The 16,761-nt window shown below is 46.8% G+C and carries 16 protein-coding genes; 3 read left to right on the top strand and 13 right to left on the bottom strand.

Annotation, left to right across the window (positions count from 1 at the left end; genetic code table 11):
• Nucleotides 1-63 precede the first annotated feature (63 nt).
• The 9 genes from HNQ57_RS17040 to HNQ57_RS17000 form a co-directional block, all read right to left on the bottom strand.
• Nucleotides 64-2,481, bottom strand: coding sequence for a TonB-dependent receptor (locus tag HNQ57_RS17040; RefSeq protein ID WP_184465037.1), 2,418 nt, complete (start codon nt 2,479-2,481; stop codon nt 64-66).
• Between the two features lie 209 nt (nt 2,482-2,690).
• Nucleotides 2,691-3,101 carry a hypothetical protein gene (locus HNQ57_RS17035; protein WP_184465035.1) on the bottom strand — a complete coding sequence of 137 codons (411 nt, stop codon included), beginning with the start codon at nt 3,099-3,101 and terminating at the stop codon, nt 2,691-2,693.
• 57 nt (nt 3,102-3,158) lie between these two features.
• Nucleotides 3,159-4,709: a class I adenylate-forming enzyme family protein gene (locus HNQ57_RS17030; protein WP_184465032.1), complete on the bottom strand. Its 1,551-nt coding sequence runs from the start codon at nt 4,707-4,709 to the stop codon at nt 3,159-3,161.
• Nucleotides 4,710-4,754: 45 nt separating this feature from the next.
• Complete coding sequence (locus HNQ57_RS17025) at nt 4,755-5,891, bottom strand: acyl-CoA dehydrogenase family protein (RefSeq protein WP_184465030.1); 1,137 nt, start codon at nt 5,889-5,891, stop codon at nt 4,755-4,757.
• A 20-nt stretch (nt 5,892-5,911) separates the two neighbouring features.
• Entirely contained in the window at nt 5,912-7,090 is a 1,179-nt protein-coding gene (locus HNQ57_RS17020; RefSeq protein ID WP_184465028.1) for an acyl-CoA dehydrogenase family protein, read from the bottom strand.
• A 138-nt stretch (nt 7,091-7,228) separates the two neighbouring features.
• Entirely contained in the window at nt 7,229-8,296 is a 1,068-nt protein-coding gene (locus HNQ57_RS17015) for an alkane 1-monooxygenase (protein ID WP_184465026.1), read from the bottom strand.
• 155 nt (nt 8,297-8,451) lie between these two features.
• Nucleotides 8,452-9,156 carry an FAD-binding oxidoreductase gene (locus HNQ57_RS17010; RefSeq protein WP_264299205.1) on the bottom strand — a complete coding sequence of 235 codons (705 nt, stop codon included), beginning with the start codon at nt 9,154-9,156 and terminating at the stop codon, nt 8,452-8,454.
• 39 nt (nt 9,157-9,195) lie between these two features.
• Nucleotides 9,196-9,489, bottom strand: coding sequence for a 2Fe-2S iron-sulfur cluster-binding protein (locus HNQ57_RS17005; RefSeq protein WP_184465022.1), 294 nt, complete (start codon nt 9,487-9,489; stop codon nt 9,196-9,198).
• A gap of 12 nt (nt 9,490-9,501) precedes the next feature.
• Nucleotides 9,502-10,263 (bottom strand): SDR family NAD(P)-dependent oxidoreductase, encoded by a 762-nt coding sequence (locus tag HNQ57_RS17000; RefSeq protein WP_184465019.1) that lies wholly within the window; start codon nt 10,261-10,263, stop codon nt 9,502-9,504.
• A gap of 161 nt (nt 10,264-10,424) precedes the next feature.
• Here HNQ57_RS17000 and HNQ57_RS16995 point away from each other — a divergent pair, with 161 nt between their 5' ends.
• Nucleotides 10,425-11,021: a TetR/AcrR family transcriptional regulator gene (locus HNQ57_RS16995; protein ID WP_184465017.1), complete on the top strand. Its 597-nt coding sequence runs from the start codon at nt 10,425-10,427 to the stop codon at nt 11,019-11,021.
• Nucleotides 11,022-11,177: 156 nt separating this feature from the next.
• Here HNQ57_RS16995 and HNQ57_RS16990 read toward each other — a convergent pair whose 3' ends face one another.
• From HNQ57_RS16990 to HNQ57_RS16975, 4 genes are all read right to left on the bottom strand, one after another.
• Complete coding sequence (locus HNQ57_RS16990; RefSeq protein WP_184465015.1) at nt 11,178-12,104, bottom strand: bestrophin family protein; 927 nt, start codon at nt 12,102-12,104, stop codon at nt 11,178-11,180.
• A 137-nt stretch (nt 12,105-12,241) separates the two neighbouring features.
• Nucleotides 12,242-13,081, bottom strand: a complete 840-nt coding sequence (fghA, locus tag HNQ57_RS16985; protein WP_184465013.1) for an S-formylglutathione hydrolase — start codon at nt 13,079-13,081, stop codon at nt 12,242-12,244.
• 48 nt (nt 13,082-13,129) lie between these two features.
• A complete protein-coding gene (locus HNQ57_RS16980) occupies nt 13,130-14,260 on the bottom strand; it encodes an S-(hydroxymethyl)glutathione dehydrogenase/class III alcohol dehydrogenase (RefSeq protein WP_221301781.1) in 1,131 nt (376 codons plus the stop codon).
• A 142-nt stretch (nt 14,261-14,402) separates the two neighbouring features.
• On the bottom strand, nt 14,403-14,729 hold the full coding sequence (locus HNQ57_RS16975) for a DMT family transporter (RefSeq protein ID WP_184465011.1): 327 nt from the start codon (nt 14,727-14,729) through the stop codon (nt 14,403-14,405).
• 133 nt (nt 14,730-14,862) lie between these two features.
• Here HNQ57_RS16975 and HNQ57_RS16970 point away from each other — a divergent pair, with 133 nt between their 5' ends.
• Both HNQ57_RS16970 and HNQ57_RS16965 read left to right on the top strand, forming a co-directional pair.
• The gene (locus HNQ57_RS16970; protein WP_244966227.1) at nt 14,863-15,732 is read left to right on the top strand and encodes a LysR family transcriptional regulator; all 870 of its coding nucleotides are present in this window, start codon (nt 14,863-14,865) and stop codon (nt 15,730-15,732) included.
• A gap of 214 nt (nt 15,733-15,946) precedes the next feature.
• Nucleotides 15,947-16,303 (top strand): VOC family protein, encoded by a 357-nt coding sequence (locus tag HNQ57_RS16965; protein ID WP_221301780.1) that lies wholly within the window; start codon nt 15,947-15,949, stop codon nt 16,301-16,303.
• Nucleotides 16,304-16,761 lie beyond the last annotated feature (458 nt).

The raw sequence follows: 16,761 nt of genomic DNA, 5'->3' as shown, positions 1-16,761 counted from the left end.
AAAGCCGACTTTCGTCGGCTAATAAGAGACCAATCAAACCTTAATAACCTTGAAAGTAAGGCACTACCATTTATAGCTGAGTTGTACCGAGAAGCTTCTAGGTGCATCAACCATTCCTGTCCAGGTCGCTGCGCCGGTTTCGTTGTAGGCTAATGGCATTTCTGACGCATAAGCGATGGTGTGCTCATCAGTTAAGTTTTTGCCCAATAGGGCAACACGCCATACTTCATCCAAACTGGATAAGGCGATACCGGCATTGATTTTTATGTAACCATCTTGATCGACCCGTTCATCAAGAGTAGGGCTAGGATTGTAATCGCCAGTGCCCACAAAGTCGGCATTGGCTCTAAACACGAAGCGATCCATTAGAGTGGTATCGTAAATAATTCCGATATTACCTGACCAGTCTGCAACATACTGGTTGGTAAAGCCTGAGTAATCACAATGCACGCCATCAGGGCTGTCGGAAACTTGACCCTGCCGACAAGTACCTAGTTCAAAATTATCGAAACTAAAATCCAATAGGCCTAAGGAGTAGGTGAAAATTAACGATTCACTGAGCGCTGCTCGCCCATCAATTTCCAAACCCTTTGAGATAGCGGACGCCGCATTTACCACATTAAATCCTACAACTCCGTCAAAGATCGAAACCTGAAGATCATCGTATTGGGAATAAAATGCGGTAATATTAAATTCAACTGCGCCGTCAAAAAGTGTGGATTTAGCACCGATTTCAAAACTGGTAACGACCTCTTCTTGGAATTCAAATGTGCCCAGCAATACCACAGGCACACCCAAATAATTCTCTGGATTGGCTACGTTCGCCGCTGGCGAGGAATTGGATCTGGCATCGTAACCACCGGGTTTTTGGCCTTTTGTGAAGCTGGCGTAGGTCATCACATCTTCGCCGATGTCGTATTGCACTTTCACATCCGGTGAAAAATGCCTCTCTACCCGGCTACCGCTTAAGTTGTGTGACTCAGCCGCCAAGTTATTAGCAATGACAGTGTTCGCTTCCTCCCCAGGCTGAAAGGCGACAAAGTTATCGCCCTCTCCCCGGCCAAGCCTAAGCTCACGAGCGCCTTCTTTTTCTTGGTGAGAGTAGCGTAGTCCCAGCTGAAGTCTCAAAGCCTGAGTGATGTTGTAAGTGGTTTGTAGGAATATCGTTCCAAGTAGGTCTTCGGTAACAAAGTCACGGGGCGATCTTAAACCTACAATCGCCGTGCCAGCATCACCAATTCCCAAAATTTCCTCAGGAGCTAGGCCCGCGCCGCCGCCGAGCCCGACCGGGTCCAAATCACCCCGAGCACCTAGTGCCAGTAGGTCAAGAGCATTTAGCGCTGCCCGGAAAATATCCGAGTCGGCGATAAACGTGTCAAAGAAATAGAAGTCTGTGTAGTGAGCGTAGACGCCACCAATAAATTCAAAGCGTTCACCCTCGGGCGATACCCAGCGAAATTCCTGACTAACCTGCTCATATTGTTCATTGAAATAGGCGTGGAATAAATCTGCGCCGGTAAAATCGCAGTCGCAGTAATCAACGTAATCATATTTTAGATATGCTGTTGTCGCTATAAATTGATGATCGTTATAGGCAAAATTATTATTCATTGTAATGTTATAGGTCTGTGTGTCGCTAGCGTCGTAATTGATGGCGCGCGAGTAGTCCTGGTCAGGGTCATTCACCTCCGACGGTGCATCAATATCAATAACATTGGGTAGAAGGGTGCCCAATATTGGTACCGTGGTTTTATCCAATATTTCTAACCAAGTACGGTTGGCAAATACTGGATTAGATGAATCTGAAGGTAGTGCTAGAATTGTTTCGCCATTGCGACCGGCGACTGAAATAGTACTGTACTCAAGCTTAATCTGGGTAGACCAATTAGCCGTATTATCCCAAATGACTTTGTAGCGAACGGTCAGCTCGTCCTGAGCAGCTTCGTCACGCTGGGTGATTGGGTTTTCATAATACCCGTTAGTATCAAGTTTTCGTACGGCTAAACGATGGGCCATGGTGTCGTTAATCTGGCTGTTCAGTACAAGATCAACGGAGCGCTCCCCAAATTCAGGAGTATAAGACAAGGCTATTGAGGCAGCGTCTTCAAACGACGGAGCGGTGGTGGTCAGACTCAACGCCCCGGCAATTGCACTTTTTCCGTACAATATATTCTGTGGGCCACGCAATACTTCGACGCGCTCGACATCGAGGAAGGGGGCTCGGAATAGTGGTCCCTTACCATAGTTAACGCCGTCGACATAAAGTCCTACACTTTGATCAAAGCCCTGATTCGCACCGGAACCGATTCCACGAATAAATATGTCAGTGCTAATACCGGCCTTGGACATTGTTAGATTCGGCACATAGGCCTGAACATCTTCTATTCTTCCTAGGCCTGCTTCCATCAACTTGGCGCCAGATATAGCCGTTACCGAAACTGGGACGTCCTGTAAGTTTTCCGCACGAAGCTGGGCGGTCACGACTACCTCCTCTAATACCGCAGTATGAGCCAGTGATGAAATCCCCATAAGTGTTGGTATTAACCATGTTGCTTATTTCATTATTTTTTCCAAAAATTAGTTATACATTAATTTATAAGGCGCCCATCTTGCTAACAGATCGATAAATCAGCCTTTAGGACCGGCCTAACATGACATTAACCGAGACGGTTAATCGGCTATCCACAGCATTAGAGCGGGATACTGCCATCAAAAAGAAAGGTCAGTGGTAATACTTCAAGGCCTAAAACTTCTCCAATTAAGGAGATAGGATCCTGACCTTTCCCATCACCAAGGAGCTCGCCCACCACTGGAATTCGAGTTATAACAGGGAGTCTTTCAACTATGGGAACTCCGTTTTCTAGTGCCAGCAACGGCGATAAATTAGTGAGAGGAAGTGAGTCTATGCCACCCAATTCCAGCGCTGGATCAAGTAATCCGCCTACAATGGGCAATTCGGTAACGGTGCCGAGCAGTCCGCCAATAGCCGGCACGCTGGAGATGCTGCCAAGGAGCGAATTTGTACCATTAAGTTGTGCAATCGAAGGACCCGCCGCACTGATTAAGGCGGCATTGAGGGCAAGTACTTTAATGACTTTCATTTTATCTTCCTTATTCATTTTACGTTGGAATGGCCACTGCTTTAATGACAAGTCAATTTAACTTGCCGGATATTTATCTTTCATTAATTCCCGAATGCTTTTCTTTAGCACTTTACCTGTTGGGTTGCGGGGCAAGCTGTCGAGGTATTCTAGCTTTCGCGGTATTTTGTATCGCGCCAGTTTTCCTTGGCAGTAATTTTCAAGTTCATCACTGGTCAATCGCTGATCGTCGTTCGCGATAAGTACTGCGAGAGGAACTTCCCCCCATTTTACATCGGGCACACCTATTACTGCGGCATCTTGTATCTGCGGATGGGACACTAGAATATTCTCAATTTCTGCGGGATAAATATTTTCTCCACCGGAAATAATCATATCTTTAAGGCGATCGTGGATGTAAATATAGCCTTCTTCGTCCATTCTCCCAGCATCACCAGTGTGTAACCAGCCGTCTATAATGGTGTGTTTCGTGGCATCCGCTTGATTCCAATATCCCTGCATTATCTGCGGACCATTGGCGATAATTTCGCCGATCTCGCCGTGCGGCAATTCGTTTCCTTCGGCGTCGACAATCTTTACCTCGCTAGCAAATACAGCTCGTCCGCAGGAACGTAAGAGGTCTGGTTTTCCCGCTAATGCGCGCCGGTGATCATCCGCCGTTAAAAAGGTTAACGCCATTGTCGCCTCTGTCTGACCATAGCCCTGCGTGAAATCGCAGCCAAAAACATCGATACATTCACGCAGCAGGGTTTCTGAAATAGGGGAGGCACCATAGCTAATAGTATGAAGGCTAGAAAAATCGTAATCTTTAATATTAGGCACCATGGCCAAGGAAAACTGCAGCATGACCGGGATAAGCGCGACTGTGTGGATGTCATCGTTTGCTAGGGTTTCAATCATGCCGATCGGATCATAGTCACTATGAATAACCAGTGAAACGCCATAGATTAACCCTAATAAAGAGCCGACCAATCCTACTGCGTGAAAAAACGGCGCGATAATAAGTGCACGTTCACCGGTACGCATACCCAGTCCGGTACTCATCGGCGCTTGAAAGCAATTAGACAAAACATTGCTGTGGCTGATAAGAACCCCTTTAGGTCGCCCCGTCGTGCCACTGGTGTACATTTGGAAGAGAATATCGTCACCATTTACATTCGCGTCGATGACATTTTCGTTGTCGCTGAGCCAGTTTTCAAATAGCGTTGGGGAGCTATTACCATCAAAGCAAACTGCGGGCTTACCGCTTAGATAGTCGCCCCGGAGGCTGTTAAATTCATTAGAGAAAAAGAGAAATTGGATTCCTGCATCGGTAGCGATATAGTTAATTTCATCTTGTGTCAGTCGATAGTTAATGCCAACGGCGACTGCGCCTACTCTGGCACAAGCAAGTAAAACACAAAGATTATCTACCGAATTCTTCGCCAAAATGCCGACTCGGTCGCCTTTGCCAATACCGACGTTTTGCAGGCGCGCGGCAATCCTATTAATGTGCTGCCAGGCCTGTCCGTAATTTAAAGATTTACTGCAATCGCTCGCCATCATCGTTTCTTGACGGTGCTGGGCGTGAAACTGAATGTGATCAATTAGATTATTCAATAACTTCATTATTATTAACCTTATAATGTAAATAATTCGGCATGGCCGAGCGGGCTATGCGCAATAGCGTAACTTACAAAACTGTCGACGATGGTGGTCCTTATTGCCAAGGTAGCTGTCAATCATCATGAGGCGTTTCAAATAAATGCCTATAGGCATTTCATTACTCATTCCCATGCCGCCGTGTAACTGTACTGCCTCCTCTGCGACGTGCCGACCGTGTTTTCCAATCATTACTTTCAGCGCCGCTACGTCACGTTGAATGTCACTACTGCCGTCGAGAATTGAACACTGCGCGCGCATTAATAACGATCGACACTGCTCGGTTGCCATAAACATATCGACAATGCGGTGTTGCAATGCCTGAAACGTGCCTATCGCCACGCCAAACTGTTCACGTGTCCTGCAGTAGTCTGCTGTTGCCTTGTACAAGTGATTCATGGCGCCAACAGCTTCGGCGCAGAGCGCAACAAGCGCCTCAGAGACGACCTCGGAGATCAGCGGAAATGCCTCCCCTTCTGCGGTTAACATTCTGGCGCTACTAACTTGAATACCATCAAAACGGATATCCATCGCCAGCTGGCCATCCATAAGACGATAGACGTCTCGCTGCAGCCCAGGACCATTTGCGTCGACTAAAAAAAGGCTAATGCCTTGTTCACTACTACCGTCACCGGCAGTCCGAGCGGGAATTAAGATTGAATCTGCTGTTGCATTGAGAACTACCCTTTTCTCGCCGCTTAACAAGTAGTTGTCACCTACCTTTGTCGCCGTGGTAGTGAGGTGGTTGAGCATAAACACTGACTGCGGTTCTAAGAATGCAAAACTTACTAGCTGTTCGCCGGACATTAACGTTGGCATGAGATGTTTTTTAAGCGAGTCGTTGTTAGATCGCGCTATTAGTTGGCCCGCTAATACGACGCCAGACCAGAACGGTTCAATGACTAGAGCGCTGCCAAACTCTTCCATAATTATGGACACATCACTAATATTGCCGCCAAAGCCGCCATCCTCTTCAGCGAAAGGTACTGTCAGCCAACCTAGATCGGCAAAGGTCTGCCAGTTCTCTGCGCTATACCCACGCGTTTGTTTCAATATATTTACACGATGCTCGGCGCTGTAAGTATCTTGGAGATATTTCGCGACGCTGTCTTTCAGCATCAGTTGTTCTTCTGTCATTGAAAAATTCATTATTTATCTCTCTAGAGTGCTTACAAACCCAGCGCATATTTTGCGATGATATTGCGCTGTACTTCATTGCTACCACCGTAAATAGTAGCCGCGCGTCCGAACATGTATTCGCGACGGGCGACATTACCCTGGCATTCCCAAAGCGCCTTCGCATCGTGCATGTCGGGCACCATGCCACCACTGCTGCCGGCGATATCCCAAAGGAGGGTCTGTACAAGTTGTTGCACTTCACTGCCTTTTAGTTTTAACAGAGAGGATTCCATGCCGGGCGCTTCGCCGTTGTCGATGCTGCTAAGTACCCTTAGTTCTAAAAACTCCAGGGCCATAAACTCAATTTCGACATCAGCTAAGCGTGCCTGAAAATCGACGTCGTCTAAGAGGCTAAGAGATTCTTCACCACCTTGCGATGCCAGTTTTCGCACCTTTTCCAAGGTATGCTTACAGTAGGCGACACCGGCTATTGCTGTACGCTCATAAGTCAGCAGGGCTTTTGCGTAAGTCCAACCCTGGTTTTCTTCGCCAATTCTATTTCCGACGGGTATTCGAACATTCTCAAAGTGAACCTCATTCAGGTGGTGTTCTTCGTCAATAGAGATAATCGGCGAGACGCTTATGCCTGGCGTTTTCATGTCGATGAGCAGGAAGCTAATACACCCTTGTGGACGCCCCTCATCACTTGTTTTTACTAAGCAGAATATCCAGTCGGCGTATTGTGCATAGGTGGTCCATATCTTGGCGCCATTGACGATATAGTCATCGCCGTCGCGCACCGCGCGAGTTTTAAGCGCTGCCAGGTCTGAGCCCGCACCGACTTCTGAATAACCCTGGCACCACCACATATCAGAGGATTTTGTCGCAGGAAGAAATTTTTGCTTTTGTTCTTCGCTACCATAGCTATACAGAACAGGACCAAGCATCTTGATACCCATTGGAATCACGTCAGGTGCACCCACTGCAGCTAATTCATTACAATAGATGTATTTCTGTGTAGCACTCCATGCGCCGCCGCCGTGTTCTTCTGGCCAGCCATTTGCGGCCCAGCCACGAGAATCCAGACGCTTTTGCCATTCAATAGTCGCTGACTTAAACGTAGCGGGGTGCGCAATTTTTTCCGCAAGTTCTGGCGTGAAATTCTCACGCATGAAGACGCGGACATCTTCTTGGAACGCCAATTCCTGGTGGCTTAATTTTGTATGCATAGCTATTTCTCGTAATAATCACCGGCGCAAAATTAAGCTGAAGAGGCTAATATTGTGCTTCTATTAATCTTGCTGACGGTAATAATGTATCTGTATCACTTGCTGCTGCGAGGTGACTCGTTTTTATTGGCGTCGATGCTAGGCCAACGTTCGCCGGTTTAGCCCAGACCAATGACTCACTTTATTTGCCTTTCTTGCTAAGTCACGCTCTGCTGCTGAAGCAAACTTCTCGTCCCACTCATTCAATTTTGGCGTGATACGCTTTTGCCATAGTGTTGGAATCAGTGTGGTTAAGTATGCGGTCATAAAACCACCTGGCATTTCCGGCTGACCGTGATAGGACTGCAAGTCTTGAAACGGGACCTGAGCATCTGCGTGGTGATGACTATGTCGAGTCAGATTGTAGGTAAACACACCGCTAACTAAATGGTTGCAATTCCAAGAGTGATGCGGCTTTACCGGCTCCGTGGGTACTCTCACGATGCCGTAGTGCTCTACATAATTAAGAATTTCTAATGCGATTTTAGTCATCAAACATATGGTTAAATGAAACATAACACCCACCCAGCCAGCGCATAAGTACGCTACCACGGTGGTTGCCATTGCTATAGATGCGAGCTGCAGCAAAACATTTTTTGGTGATAAAACGGACGCCCCGATCTTATCCAGTCTTGAACTCTCTATTTCCCATGCATTAAGTACCGTTAGGTACATTGCCTTCGGTAAATGTTGGTAGACGCTGTCACCGCGGGCTGCGGTGGCTGGATCTTTGGCTGTACCAACATAGGAATGATGACCGTAAACGTGCTCTATCGGAAAGGCAATTCCCCAGTTCAGTGCCATTGTGAAGCGGCCCAGCCAGAGATCGAATGGGCGCCATGTTCTGTGGGTAAGCTCGTGACCGGCAAGGCCACCAGCGCCGGTAACAGGCATCGCTAAGGCAAAAACCATTAATACATAGTGGTACCATGGAGTGTTATTTCGCAAATCAACAACATCGACATTTGTCATGCTTTGAATAAGGCCGCCAACACCAAATACATCCTGGCTGCCGCTGCCTGCGACCCAAAAAAGAGCGAAAAATATTGCTAAACTTGCTGGTGTAGACATATACAGGGCTAGATCTAAGAAAAAGGGATATTTATACTTTTTCTCATCGAGATCTTTTGGAACTAAGTTATCCAAAGCAGAAACTAATAAAAACAAGTGAAACGCCTGGAAGCCACAACCATACCCCGCCGAACAGCATGGAAAACGCAACAAGCATTATCGCTGCCGGAAAAATATAAAATTTAAGATAACGAAACATGATAAATTCCTTACTGTGTACAATATTTGGAGGCTAATTAAACTCAAGTAAGTCAGGGTTTTATCCCGGACTGATCCAGAAATTTGTCAAAAAATATCCTATTTAAATCCATGCCATTTTCTTGCATCTTTATCATTGCGGCATCAATCATCGGCGGCGGTCCACATAAATATCCGGTGGCGCCTAGGCTGGTTTTCTGGTCAATATAATTAGTAACGAAGCCGCGATGCCCCAGCCAATTACTGGCTACCGGTTCATCTGAAAGGACTGGAGTAAATCGAAATTCATTTCTCCACTGCGTGCCAAGGCTATTGATCTGGTCTTGATAGTAGATGTCGCGCTGTGACCTGACGCCCATTAACAGCGTTAACGGTTGATCAACAATGGCGCTGTTGTTTTGGATTGCTTCCTCGATCAGTGCGATGATAGGGGCTAGGCCACTTCCACCAGCGACACATAACACTGGGGCAGATTGGTCGCGAAGGTAAAAATCGCCATTGGCTGCCGACAAGGTCACCTTGGAATTAACATTCAGCGGGTCAATTAACCAATTTGACATGCGGCCACCAGTCACGCCACGGACAAAAAACGACACTAGTTGATTGCCGCCTGGTGTATTGCTCTGTGCAAAGGAGTAGCACCGCGCGGGAATATCAGTATCTGAAGATTGGATAGATACGTATTGTCCGGCCCTATAGTGTATGTGTGATTCCAGCGAGACACTGACTTTGGATATATCGTGGGTCAACGCTTCAATTTTTGAAATATACCCAGCAATTTCGTGGCTGTTTTCATCCTAATTGGGGATTTCAATAACAACGTCACTTTTAGGCATACTCTGACAAGCCAATATATAATTCTCTGCTATTTCTTGCTTGCTAAGCAGATATGATTTATCAGTAAATTCTTTGACTTTTCCCGAAATTAAACGGCATTTACAGGTGCCACACCCACCGACCTTACAGCTATGTGGAAACTTAATGTCGTGGCGCAATGCGCCGTTTAAGACGGTTTCCTTATTCTCTAAAATCAGTTCCTGATTCCCATTGATGACAAGTTTATGGTCTTTTTTTGAGAAAAAATTGAGCATGGGTATGTCTCCTTATAGCCCTTCATATGCACGAACGAATCGCCACGTAAGTGCCGGGAAATATCTGCGAAATACCCAGCTCAATTTAGTAACAGGACCAGGAAATACCCAAAATTTATTTTTACTTAATGCGCGATCAATCTTCGTTATGACGGTTTCAGGCGATATCGCAGGCAGTATGCCGAAAATCTTCGGCCATACGGTTTCGCGCGCCTGATTCAGTAGCGGTGTTTGAACTGGCGGGGGGCATACGCAAGTGAAATTAACGCCTCTGCCTCTATTTTCTTGGTACAAGACCTCGGTGTAGGCGATGACGGCGAACTTCGATGCATTGTATGCGCCGACATAGAACACCGGAAGATGCCCCGCCAGCGAGGCAAAACTTACGAACTCGCCACTTTTTCGTTCTAGCAAGCCGGGCAGTGTTGCATGTGCTACGTTCACTAGGCCGCCGTAATTTATATCCATTATTTTCTTAATCAAGCTTATATCCTGATCAAGTATTCTGGATAAGGGCATAATGCCAGCGGCATTTACTACCCGATAAATATGTCCCAATTCAGATTCGGTTTGCTGCACGGCAGCTAAAACAGCCTGGGAGTCGCTAACATCTACATTTATACGTAGTAAATTCGGGCTGTCGGGCAGTTCATTTAGGCCAGATTGGTTCACATCTAGTGCAGCTACCTTCCAACCTTGCGCGAGCATTTTGCGAGCGTAGAGTTGCCCCATGCCACTACCCGCACCGGTGATAAAAACCACTTTGTGGTCCATACAATATCCCTTCCTATACCATGTTTGCTGTTAGGATTATTATTTAACTATCGGCGAAGCAATGCCGCGATAACTTGTGATGCTATAGCAATGAGATTATTATGAGACATGTTTCATGTTCATTAAACTCGTCTTTTAGACGGGCTTGAAGGGAGTCAAAAATGGCGTCTAAGGTATTGAAAAGAAAGCCAAAACAAGAAAGGTCGGTGGTAACGCATAACATCATTGTAGAGTCGGCTGCTCAGGTTTTACTGCAGCGTGATTATATCTCTACGACCACTAATCGCATTGCAGAACGCGCAGGCGTCAGCGTTGGGAGTATTTACCAGTACTTTAATAATAAGAACGAAATTTACGACGCGGTGTTGGATTACTATCTATCTAAGATAGTAGACGCTATTTTTTGTATGGAACTCAAGAACGATTTAGCGCTTGTTGCAATTATTGAGCTGCTGGTGGGAAAAATATACGGTGAGTGGCCTGAAGGTCCAGAGCTACTCAGGAAGCTGAGACAGGCACCTGGTGCCCACTTTCATGAGAAAATTTCTGAGTTAAAAAGTAATGTAGTAAGTTACTTTAGTGGTTTCCTCGACGATAGAAATGAAATCGTAGACGTTGAAGACCTCGATATTTCGCTGAATATTTGCATGAACTCCATAGAGGGCATATTTCTCAATGCCTCAGCGGAGATTCCTCCTTCGCGCCTAGCAAAAGAAATTTCTTTAATATGTTCTCGATACCTGCTCCCTCGGGAGTAATAACCACTTAAGTGGTAGTAGCTGACAATCATTGAATTAAGTTTATAGCATTTCCTAAGGTAAATTATCGATAGCAGAGCCCAACGCCTAATTGTAAATTGCGTGCAATCTGAACCGCGTTAAGGCAATTTTAAAAAAGACCGATTGGCACACTCTCTACTCAAGTAGATGTTTTATAGGAAGAATGGGCTCTGGAAAAATCTCCTCCCCGAGAATTTCCAATAAATTAATCTCGGTGGCTCTGGCCATCGCGGCCAAAGGTAGATTGTTGGCCGAATGACCAAAAGGTTCCTCTAGCTCGTCACTTAAGGCATCCAGTCCAAAGAAAGCGTAAGCTACAATGGCGCAGAATAGGGGTGTTGCAAAGCCCTGTGAAGCGACAATACCAAAGGGCAATATAAAACAATATAAGTACGCGGTGCGCTGTACCAGCAGGGAGTAGGCAAAGGGTAGCGGTGTACTTTCTATTCTTTCGCACGCAGCCTGAACCCCGGCCATTGATGTAATTCGATCATCCAAACTCTGTATCAAGAATTCAGATAACATGTTTTTTTGACGGCATGCACCGAGCTTGCCGGCCATCATTCGTAGCAGTGCGTCAGGTAGATTGCGCGATTTTTTTAATGGCGCAATATCGTCAGCCTCAAGGTGCTGGCTAATATCGTCCCATGGATCTGTTTTCCTTAGGCGATGGCGCAGTGCATGGTTGAAGGCGATCGTCAGCCTGATCATGCGTACTTGGGCCCATTTTCCGCTCTCTGTGTCGCCATCTATATAAGACGTAACTTGCCGAGAAAGACTTCGTGAATCGACTAAGAGCTGGCCCCACTCCTTTCTTGCCTCCCACCAACGGTCATAGCTTGCGTTATTTCTAAAGCCGAGAAATAGTGATAGTGCAATCCCCAGTAGGGCGAACGGCGCTACCGTGATGTTTGGAAAGATGGGCGCATAATGACGATGTGCTATGGCCACCGCGCCACCCAGTGATGCGACAAACAAAATTTGTGGCAAAATCTTAGGCACAATGGAGCCGCGTAGGATAAAGAATAACTTAAATATATTGGTTTTTTTACGAACAATCATGGCGGTACCTAATGGCTGCGTGCCTGTTGCATTGCCCGCTAATACAGGAATGTTGGCGTTAGGTTTATTTGCTACGGGGTTGCGGGAGGTGATAAAGCGCTTGCAAGCTTGCGATCAAACGCTTTATCGAGGCGACTTTATTTCTTGAGATGCGTTGCGTGAAATCGCAAGTGGTCTTCAATAAAGCTCGCGATAAAGTAGTAGCTGTGGTCGTAGCCTTCGTGTAGCTGATAGTCCAATGGGTAGCCGCTTGCACTTGCTGCCGCTTGTAGCGCTTCAGGCTTTAACTGCTCCACCAGGAAGTTGTCTGACTCGCCTTGATCAACTTTAGCAGGCACAAATTGCGTTGCCTGCTTCATTAATTCGCTGGCGTCGTAGTTCAACCAAGTCGATTTATCCTTTCCCAAGTACGTTGTGAACGCTTTTTGGCCCCAAGGGCAGTTTACGGGATTGCTTATCGGGCTAAACGCCGACATTGAGCTATACCGCAAGGGGTTTAGCATGCCAATGTTTAAGGCGCCAAGACCACCCATAGAGTGTCCGGCAATGGCTCTTTTGTCTGATACGGGAAATGCCGATTCGATCAGCTCGGGCAATTCATTTACCACGTAGTCGTACATTTGGTAGTGCTTGCTCCAGGGCATTTCGGTGGCATTGACATAAAATCCGGCGCCCTGGCCTAAGTCGTAGGCATTATCATTGGCGACGCCGTCACCTCGTGGGCTGGTGTCCGGCGCAACAATGGCAATTCCCAATTCTGCGGCGATGCGCTGCGCTCCCGCTTTCTGCATGAAGTTTTCATCGGTGCAGGTCAGGCCGGAAAGCCAATAGAGTACTGGCACCTTGTTACCACTAGAGACCTGCGGCGGTAGGTAGATTGCAAACTGCATTTTGCAGTTCAGCGCGCTCGAGTGGTGGCTGTACTGCTTATGCCAACCCCCAAAGCTTTTGTTTACACTAATATTTTCAATGGACATACTGAAACTCCAAACGCTGCCCCAGTGACGGAGCAGCTAGCTAACTAGTTACTTGTCAAAATGAATAACGGTGCGGATACTTTCGCCCTTGTGCATTAATTCAAAGGATTTATTAATATCCTCAAGACCCATTGTGTGGGTAATGAAGTCCGTTAAGGGAAACTCACCTTTCAAATAACGCTCTACGTATTCAGGCAGCTCGGTGCGGCCTTTAACACCACCAAAGGCGGATCCGCGCCAGACTCGACCTGTAACCAATTGGAAGGGCCGGGTAGAGATCTCTTGTCCGGCGCCGGCAACACCAATGATGACCGATTCGCCCCAGCCTTTATGGCAGCATTCTAGCGCTGAGCGCATAAGATTGACGTTGCCAATACATTCAAAAGAATAGTCAACGCCGCCATCGGTCATTTCAACAATGACCTCTTGAATCGGCTTGTCATAATCTTTGGGGTTGATGAAATCAGTTGCGCCTAATTTCTTGGCCAATTCAAACTTACTTTCGTTGATATCTATCGCAATGATACGGCTCGCTTTTGCCATCGCGGCACCAATAACTGCTGAAAGGCCAATACCACCAAGACCAAAAATAGCAACAGTGGCGCCTTCTTCAACTTTTGCGGTGTTCATGACGGCACCCATGCCGGTGGTAACACCACAGCCAAGCAAGCAAACTTCTTCCAGTGGCGCGTCTTTGTTTACTTTCGCTAATGAAATTTCAGGTAATACCGTGTATTCAGAGAATGTTGAGCAACCCATGTAGTGGAAAATTGGCTGGCCGTCTTTATAAAAGCGGGTGGTGCCATCGGGCATTAGGCCCTTGCCCTGCGTTTCACGTATCTTCTGGCATAGGTTGGTTTTGCCAGACAAGCAGAATTTACACTCGCGACATTCCGGTGTGTAAAGAGGGATAACGTGGTCGCCAACTTGAACGCTTGTCACGCCTTCGCCGACCTGCTCAACGATACCGCCACCTTCATGCCCTAAAATTACAGGAAATATTCCTTCGGGGTCTTCACCCGATAAAGTGAATGCGTCAGTGTGACATACGCCACTGGCGATGACTTTTATCAATACTTCGCCTTTACGGGGCAGCATGACATCCACTTCTTCAACGGAGAGTGGCTGGTTCGGCCCCCAGGCAATGGCGGCTCTGGATTTAATAAATTGATCTGTCATAGCAATACTCACTCTTTGGTTAGTCATTTGTTACAGGCTACCTAGCCTTGATGCGTGTGGTGTTCACTTACGGTGTTTTGATGGCTTCTCCTATATAGGTCGATGCCTATTCTTATTCAGCGACACAGTCTAGTGTCTTAGCTTAATGACTATGCCCTTGCGACAGGTTGATTGTGGCAACACCTGCCGCAACCAGTGCCATGCCGAGCCACGTACTTAGGTCTAGGTGCTGGCGGTATATTACCGCAGACAGTAATGTTACGGTCATTATTGCCAGGCCGGCCCATAGCGCATGAACAATGCCCACCGGCATGCCTTTCATTGCTTGGCCTAAGAACACAAATGCGGCTAAGTGGCCTAATACGACTAAAACACTTGCTAGCGGCTTAGTGAAGCCATCGGTCTCTTTTAACGCAACGTGAGACATGGCTTCTGCCGCCACCCCGAAAAAAAGAAATAACCAGCTCATTTTGTGTCCCTTGTATTGACCTGCTTCAGTTTAAATAACGGAAGCACCGTTGAATTTATGCTTGCCATTATATTTGTTTCTCAGGAAATGATAATGTGCTTATTTTGAAAATATCTTTTACTTGTGAGTAATAATGATGAAGTGGGATGGTATTAGCGAGTTCGTATACGTCGCCGAGTACGAAAGCTTTACTCGGGCCGCGAAGGAGATGGCGATTTCCACCGCGCAGGTCAGTCGGCAGGTCAGTGCGTTAGAAAAGCGTCTTAATATCAAATTACTGTACCGGACCACGCGCAACGTCTCCTTAACCGAGGAGGGGCGGGTTTTCTATCAGCACTGTCGTGGTGTCCTTGATAGTTTAGACGCGGCCGAGCAGGCGGTGAGCAACCTGAACTCCACACCTCAGGGCAGGATCAAACTGACTGTTCCAGTCACTTACGGGGAGCAGCAGTTACTGCCTTTAGTAAATGACTTCATGATGCAATATAGTGATATTGAGGTGACGGCTTTTTTAAGTAATCAGAAAGTCGATCTCGTTGAAGGTGGCTATGATTTAGCGGTTCGAATCGGCAAGCTAAGTAATTCGACCTTGATGGCTAAAAAACTCAGTAAGCGTACTAATTTTGTGTGCGCCTCGCCCACTTATGTTGAAAAATACGGCATACCACATTCTTTGACGGAGCTGAGCAAGCACAATTGCCTGTTAGGCACGCCGGATTACTGGCATTTTAAGGAGGCAACGAAAGAACGGAATATTCGAGTAACCGGTAAAGTGCGGTATAACAGCGGCTACAGTTTATTGGACGCCGCCTTAAAGGGCCTCGGCATCGTTCAGCTGCCGGACTATTATGTTCAAAAACACCTCGAAGCAGGTGAGCTCGTGACGTTGCTGGATAATTACCGGGAACCTGAAGAGGGAATATGGGCGGTTTATCCTCAAAACCGTCATTTGTCGCCGAAAATAAGACTACTGGTGGATTACCTGGCAGAGAGTTTACCCTAATAGTAGCGGTATTTATTCCTTGCTGCGTTTGCTATATCGAGCACGCGGCGGCCATAATTCACGGTCGATAACTGTTACCGCATGGTAAAAGTTATTTTACATTTACGGTAATTATTATTCGTGTGGAGCAATATATGATGCTTTCCATCGACAGGCGAAGCGGCAAACTTGCCGCACCTCGATAGAAGTACTATTCATATACGGAGAACACCACATGAGCATTTTTACTCACATTACAGCTGGTGCCAACGATCTAAATAAGGCGCGTAATTTCTACGACACTGTCCTTGGCGCACTGGGCCTTAAGCGTATTGCGGACCTTGGTGAAAACGGTTCTATATGGGGTGAAGATGCACCGCCATTCTTCGTGTTAAATCCTGCTAACGGCCAGCCAGCGTTGGTAACGGCGTTACTGTTAGTTTTGAAGCACCTAGCCGCACCGCTATCGACGCATTTCATGCTGCAGCATTGCTTGCCTGGGCTAAAGACGAAGGCGCACCGGGAACCCGAGATTGGGCACCTAACGCCTACGCCGCTTATGCGCGCGCTATGTGACGCCCGCGGAGTTTGAAAACTATCGCCAATTAGGCTTGGAAAAGGGATTCCTAGAAGTGGTTTCTGGCGTTATGGTGCGCTCTAGTTACCGCGCGGAACAGGTGCTGCAAAAGAATAATGTAGGGCTTGGCTAGTGCGCAATCACTGATAAAGTATTCTAGACCCATAGCAACACAAGTTTTATTTTTTAATAAATATCATTCTCTAATGGGGGATGAGGGAGTAGCTCATGTCTTGGCCAACTTGCCGAAACCATTTTGGGAAATAAATATTGGGCATCATAAGCCAAAACTTCAAATCTCTCCCGAGAATGAATTGTGCGGCAAAGATTTTGTGGATTGATTGTATAGGTGGGGTGACTGCAGGAGTTGTGGTAGCGCGAAGCGAAGGTTTTTACTATGCGCTGAGTTGAGTAAAAAAACGTGCCGCCTGAAGTTTGGCTTCATCAAAATATTCGCCTAGTTGGTTGCCAGA

Source organism: Zhongshania antarctica, assembly GCF_014202945.1.
GTDB lineage: Bacteria > Pseudomonadota > Gammaproteobacteria > Pseudomonadales > Spongiibacteraceae > Spongiibacter > Spongiibacter antarcticus.
The sequence above is the reverse complement of the archived record's forward strand: the minus strand, read 5'-3'. Positions and strand labels throughout refer to the sequence as shown.

Excerpts from the sequence above, each read along its gene's own strand:
- HNQ57_RS17035 (WP_184465035.1), bottom strand. The coding sequence starts at position 3,101 with ATGAAAGTCATTAAAGTACTTGCCCTCAATGCCGCCTTAATCAGTGCG.
- HNQ57_RS17030 (WP_184465032.1), bottom strand. The coding sequence starts at position 4,709 with ATGAAGTTATTGAATAATCTAATTGATCACATTCAGTTTCACGCCCAG.
- HNQ57_RS17025 (WP_184465030.1), bottom strand. The coding sequence starts at position 5,891 with ATGAATTTTTCAATGACAGAAGAACAACTGATGCTGAAAGACAGCGTC.
- HNQ57_RS17020 (WP_184465028.1), bottom strand. The coding sequence starts at position 7,090 with ATGCATACAAAATTAAGCCACCAGGAATTGGCGTTCCAAGAAGATGTC.
- HNQ57_RS17005 (WP_184465022.1), bottom strand. The coding sequence starts at position 9,489 with ATGCTCAATTTTTTCTCAAAAAAAGACCATAAACTTGTCATCAATGGG.
- HNQ57_RS17000 (WP_184465019.1), bottom strand. The coding sequence starts at position 10,263 with ATGGACCACAAAGTGGTTTTTATCACCGGTGCGGGTAGTGGCATGGGG.
- HNQ57_RS16995 (WP_184465017.1), top strand. The coding sequence starts at position 10,425 with ATGGCGTCTAAGGTATTGAAAAGAAAGCCAAAACAAGAAAGGTCGGTG.
- HNQ57_RS16990 (WP_184465015.1), bottom strand. The coding sequence starts at position 12,104 with ATGATTGTTCGTAAAAAAACCAATATATTTAAGTTATTCTTTATCCTA.
- fghA (WP_184465013.1), bottom strand. The coding sequence starts at position 13,081 with ATGTCCATTGAAAATATTAGTGTAAACAAAAGCTTTGGGGGTTGGCAT.
- HNQ57_RS16980 (WP_221301781.1), bottom strand. The coding sequence starts at position 14,260 with ATGACAGATCAATTTATTAAATCCAGAGCCGCCATTGCCTGGGGGCCG.
- HNQ57_RS16975 (WP_184465011.1), bottom strand. The coding sequence starts at position 14,729 with ATGAGCTGGTTATTTCTTTTTTTCGGGGTGGCGGCAGAAGCCATGTCT.
- HNQ57_RS16970 (WP_244966227.1), top strand. The coding sequence starts at position 14,863 with ATGATGAAGTGGGATGGTATTAGCGAGTTCGTATACGTCGCCGAGTAC.
- HNQ57_RS16965 (WP_221301780.1), top strand. The coding sequence starts at position 15,947 with ATGAGCATTTTTACTCACATTACAGCTGGTGCCAACGATCTAAATAAG.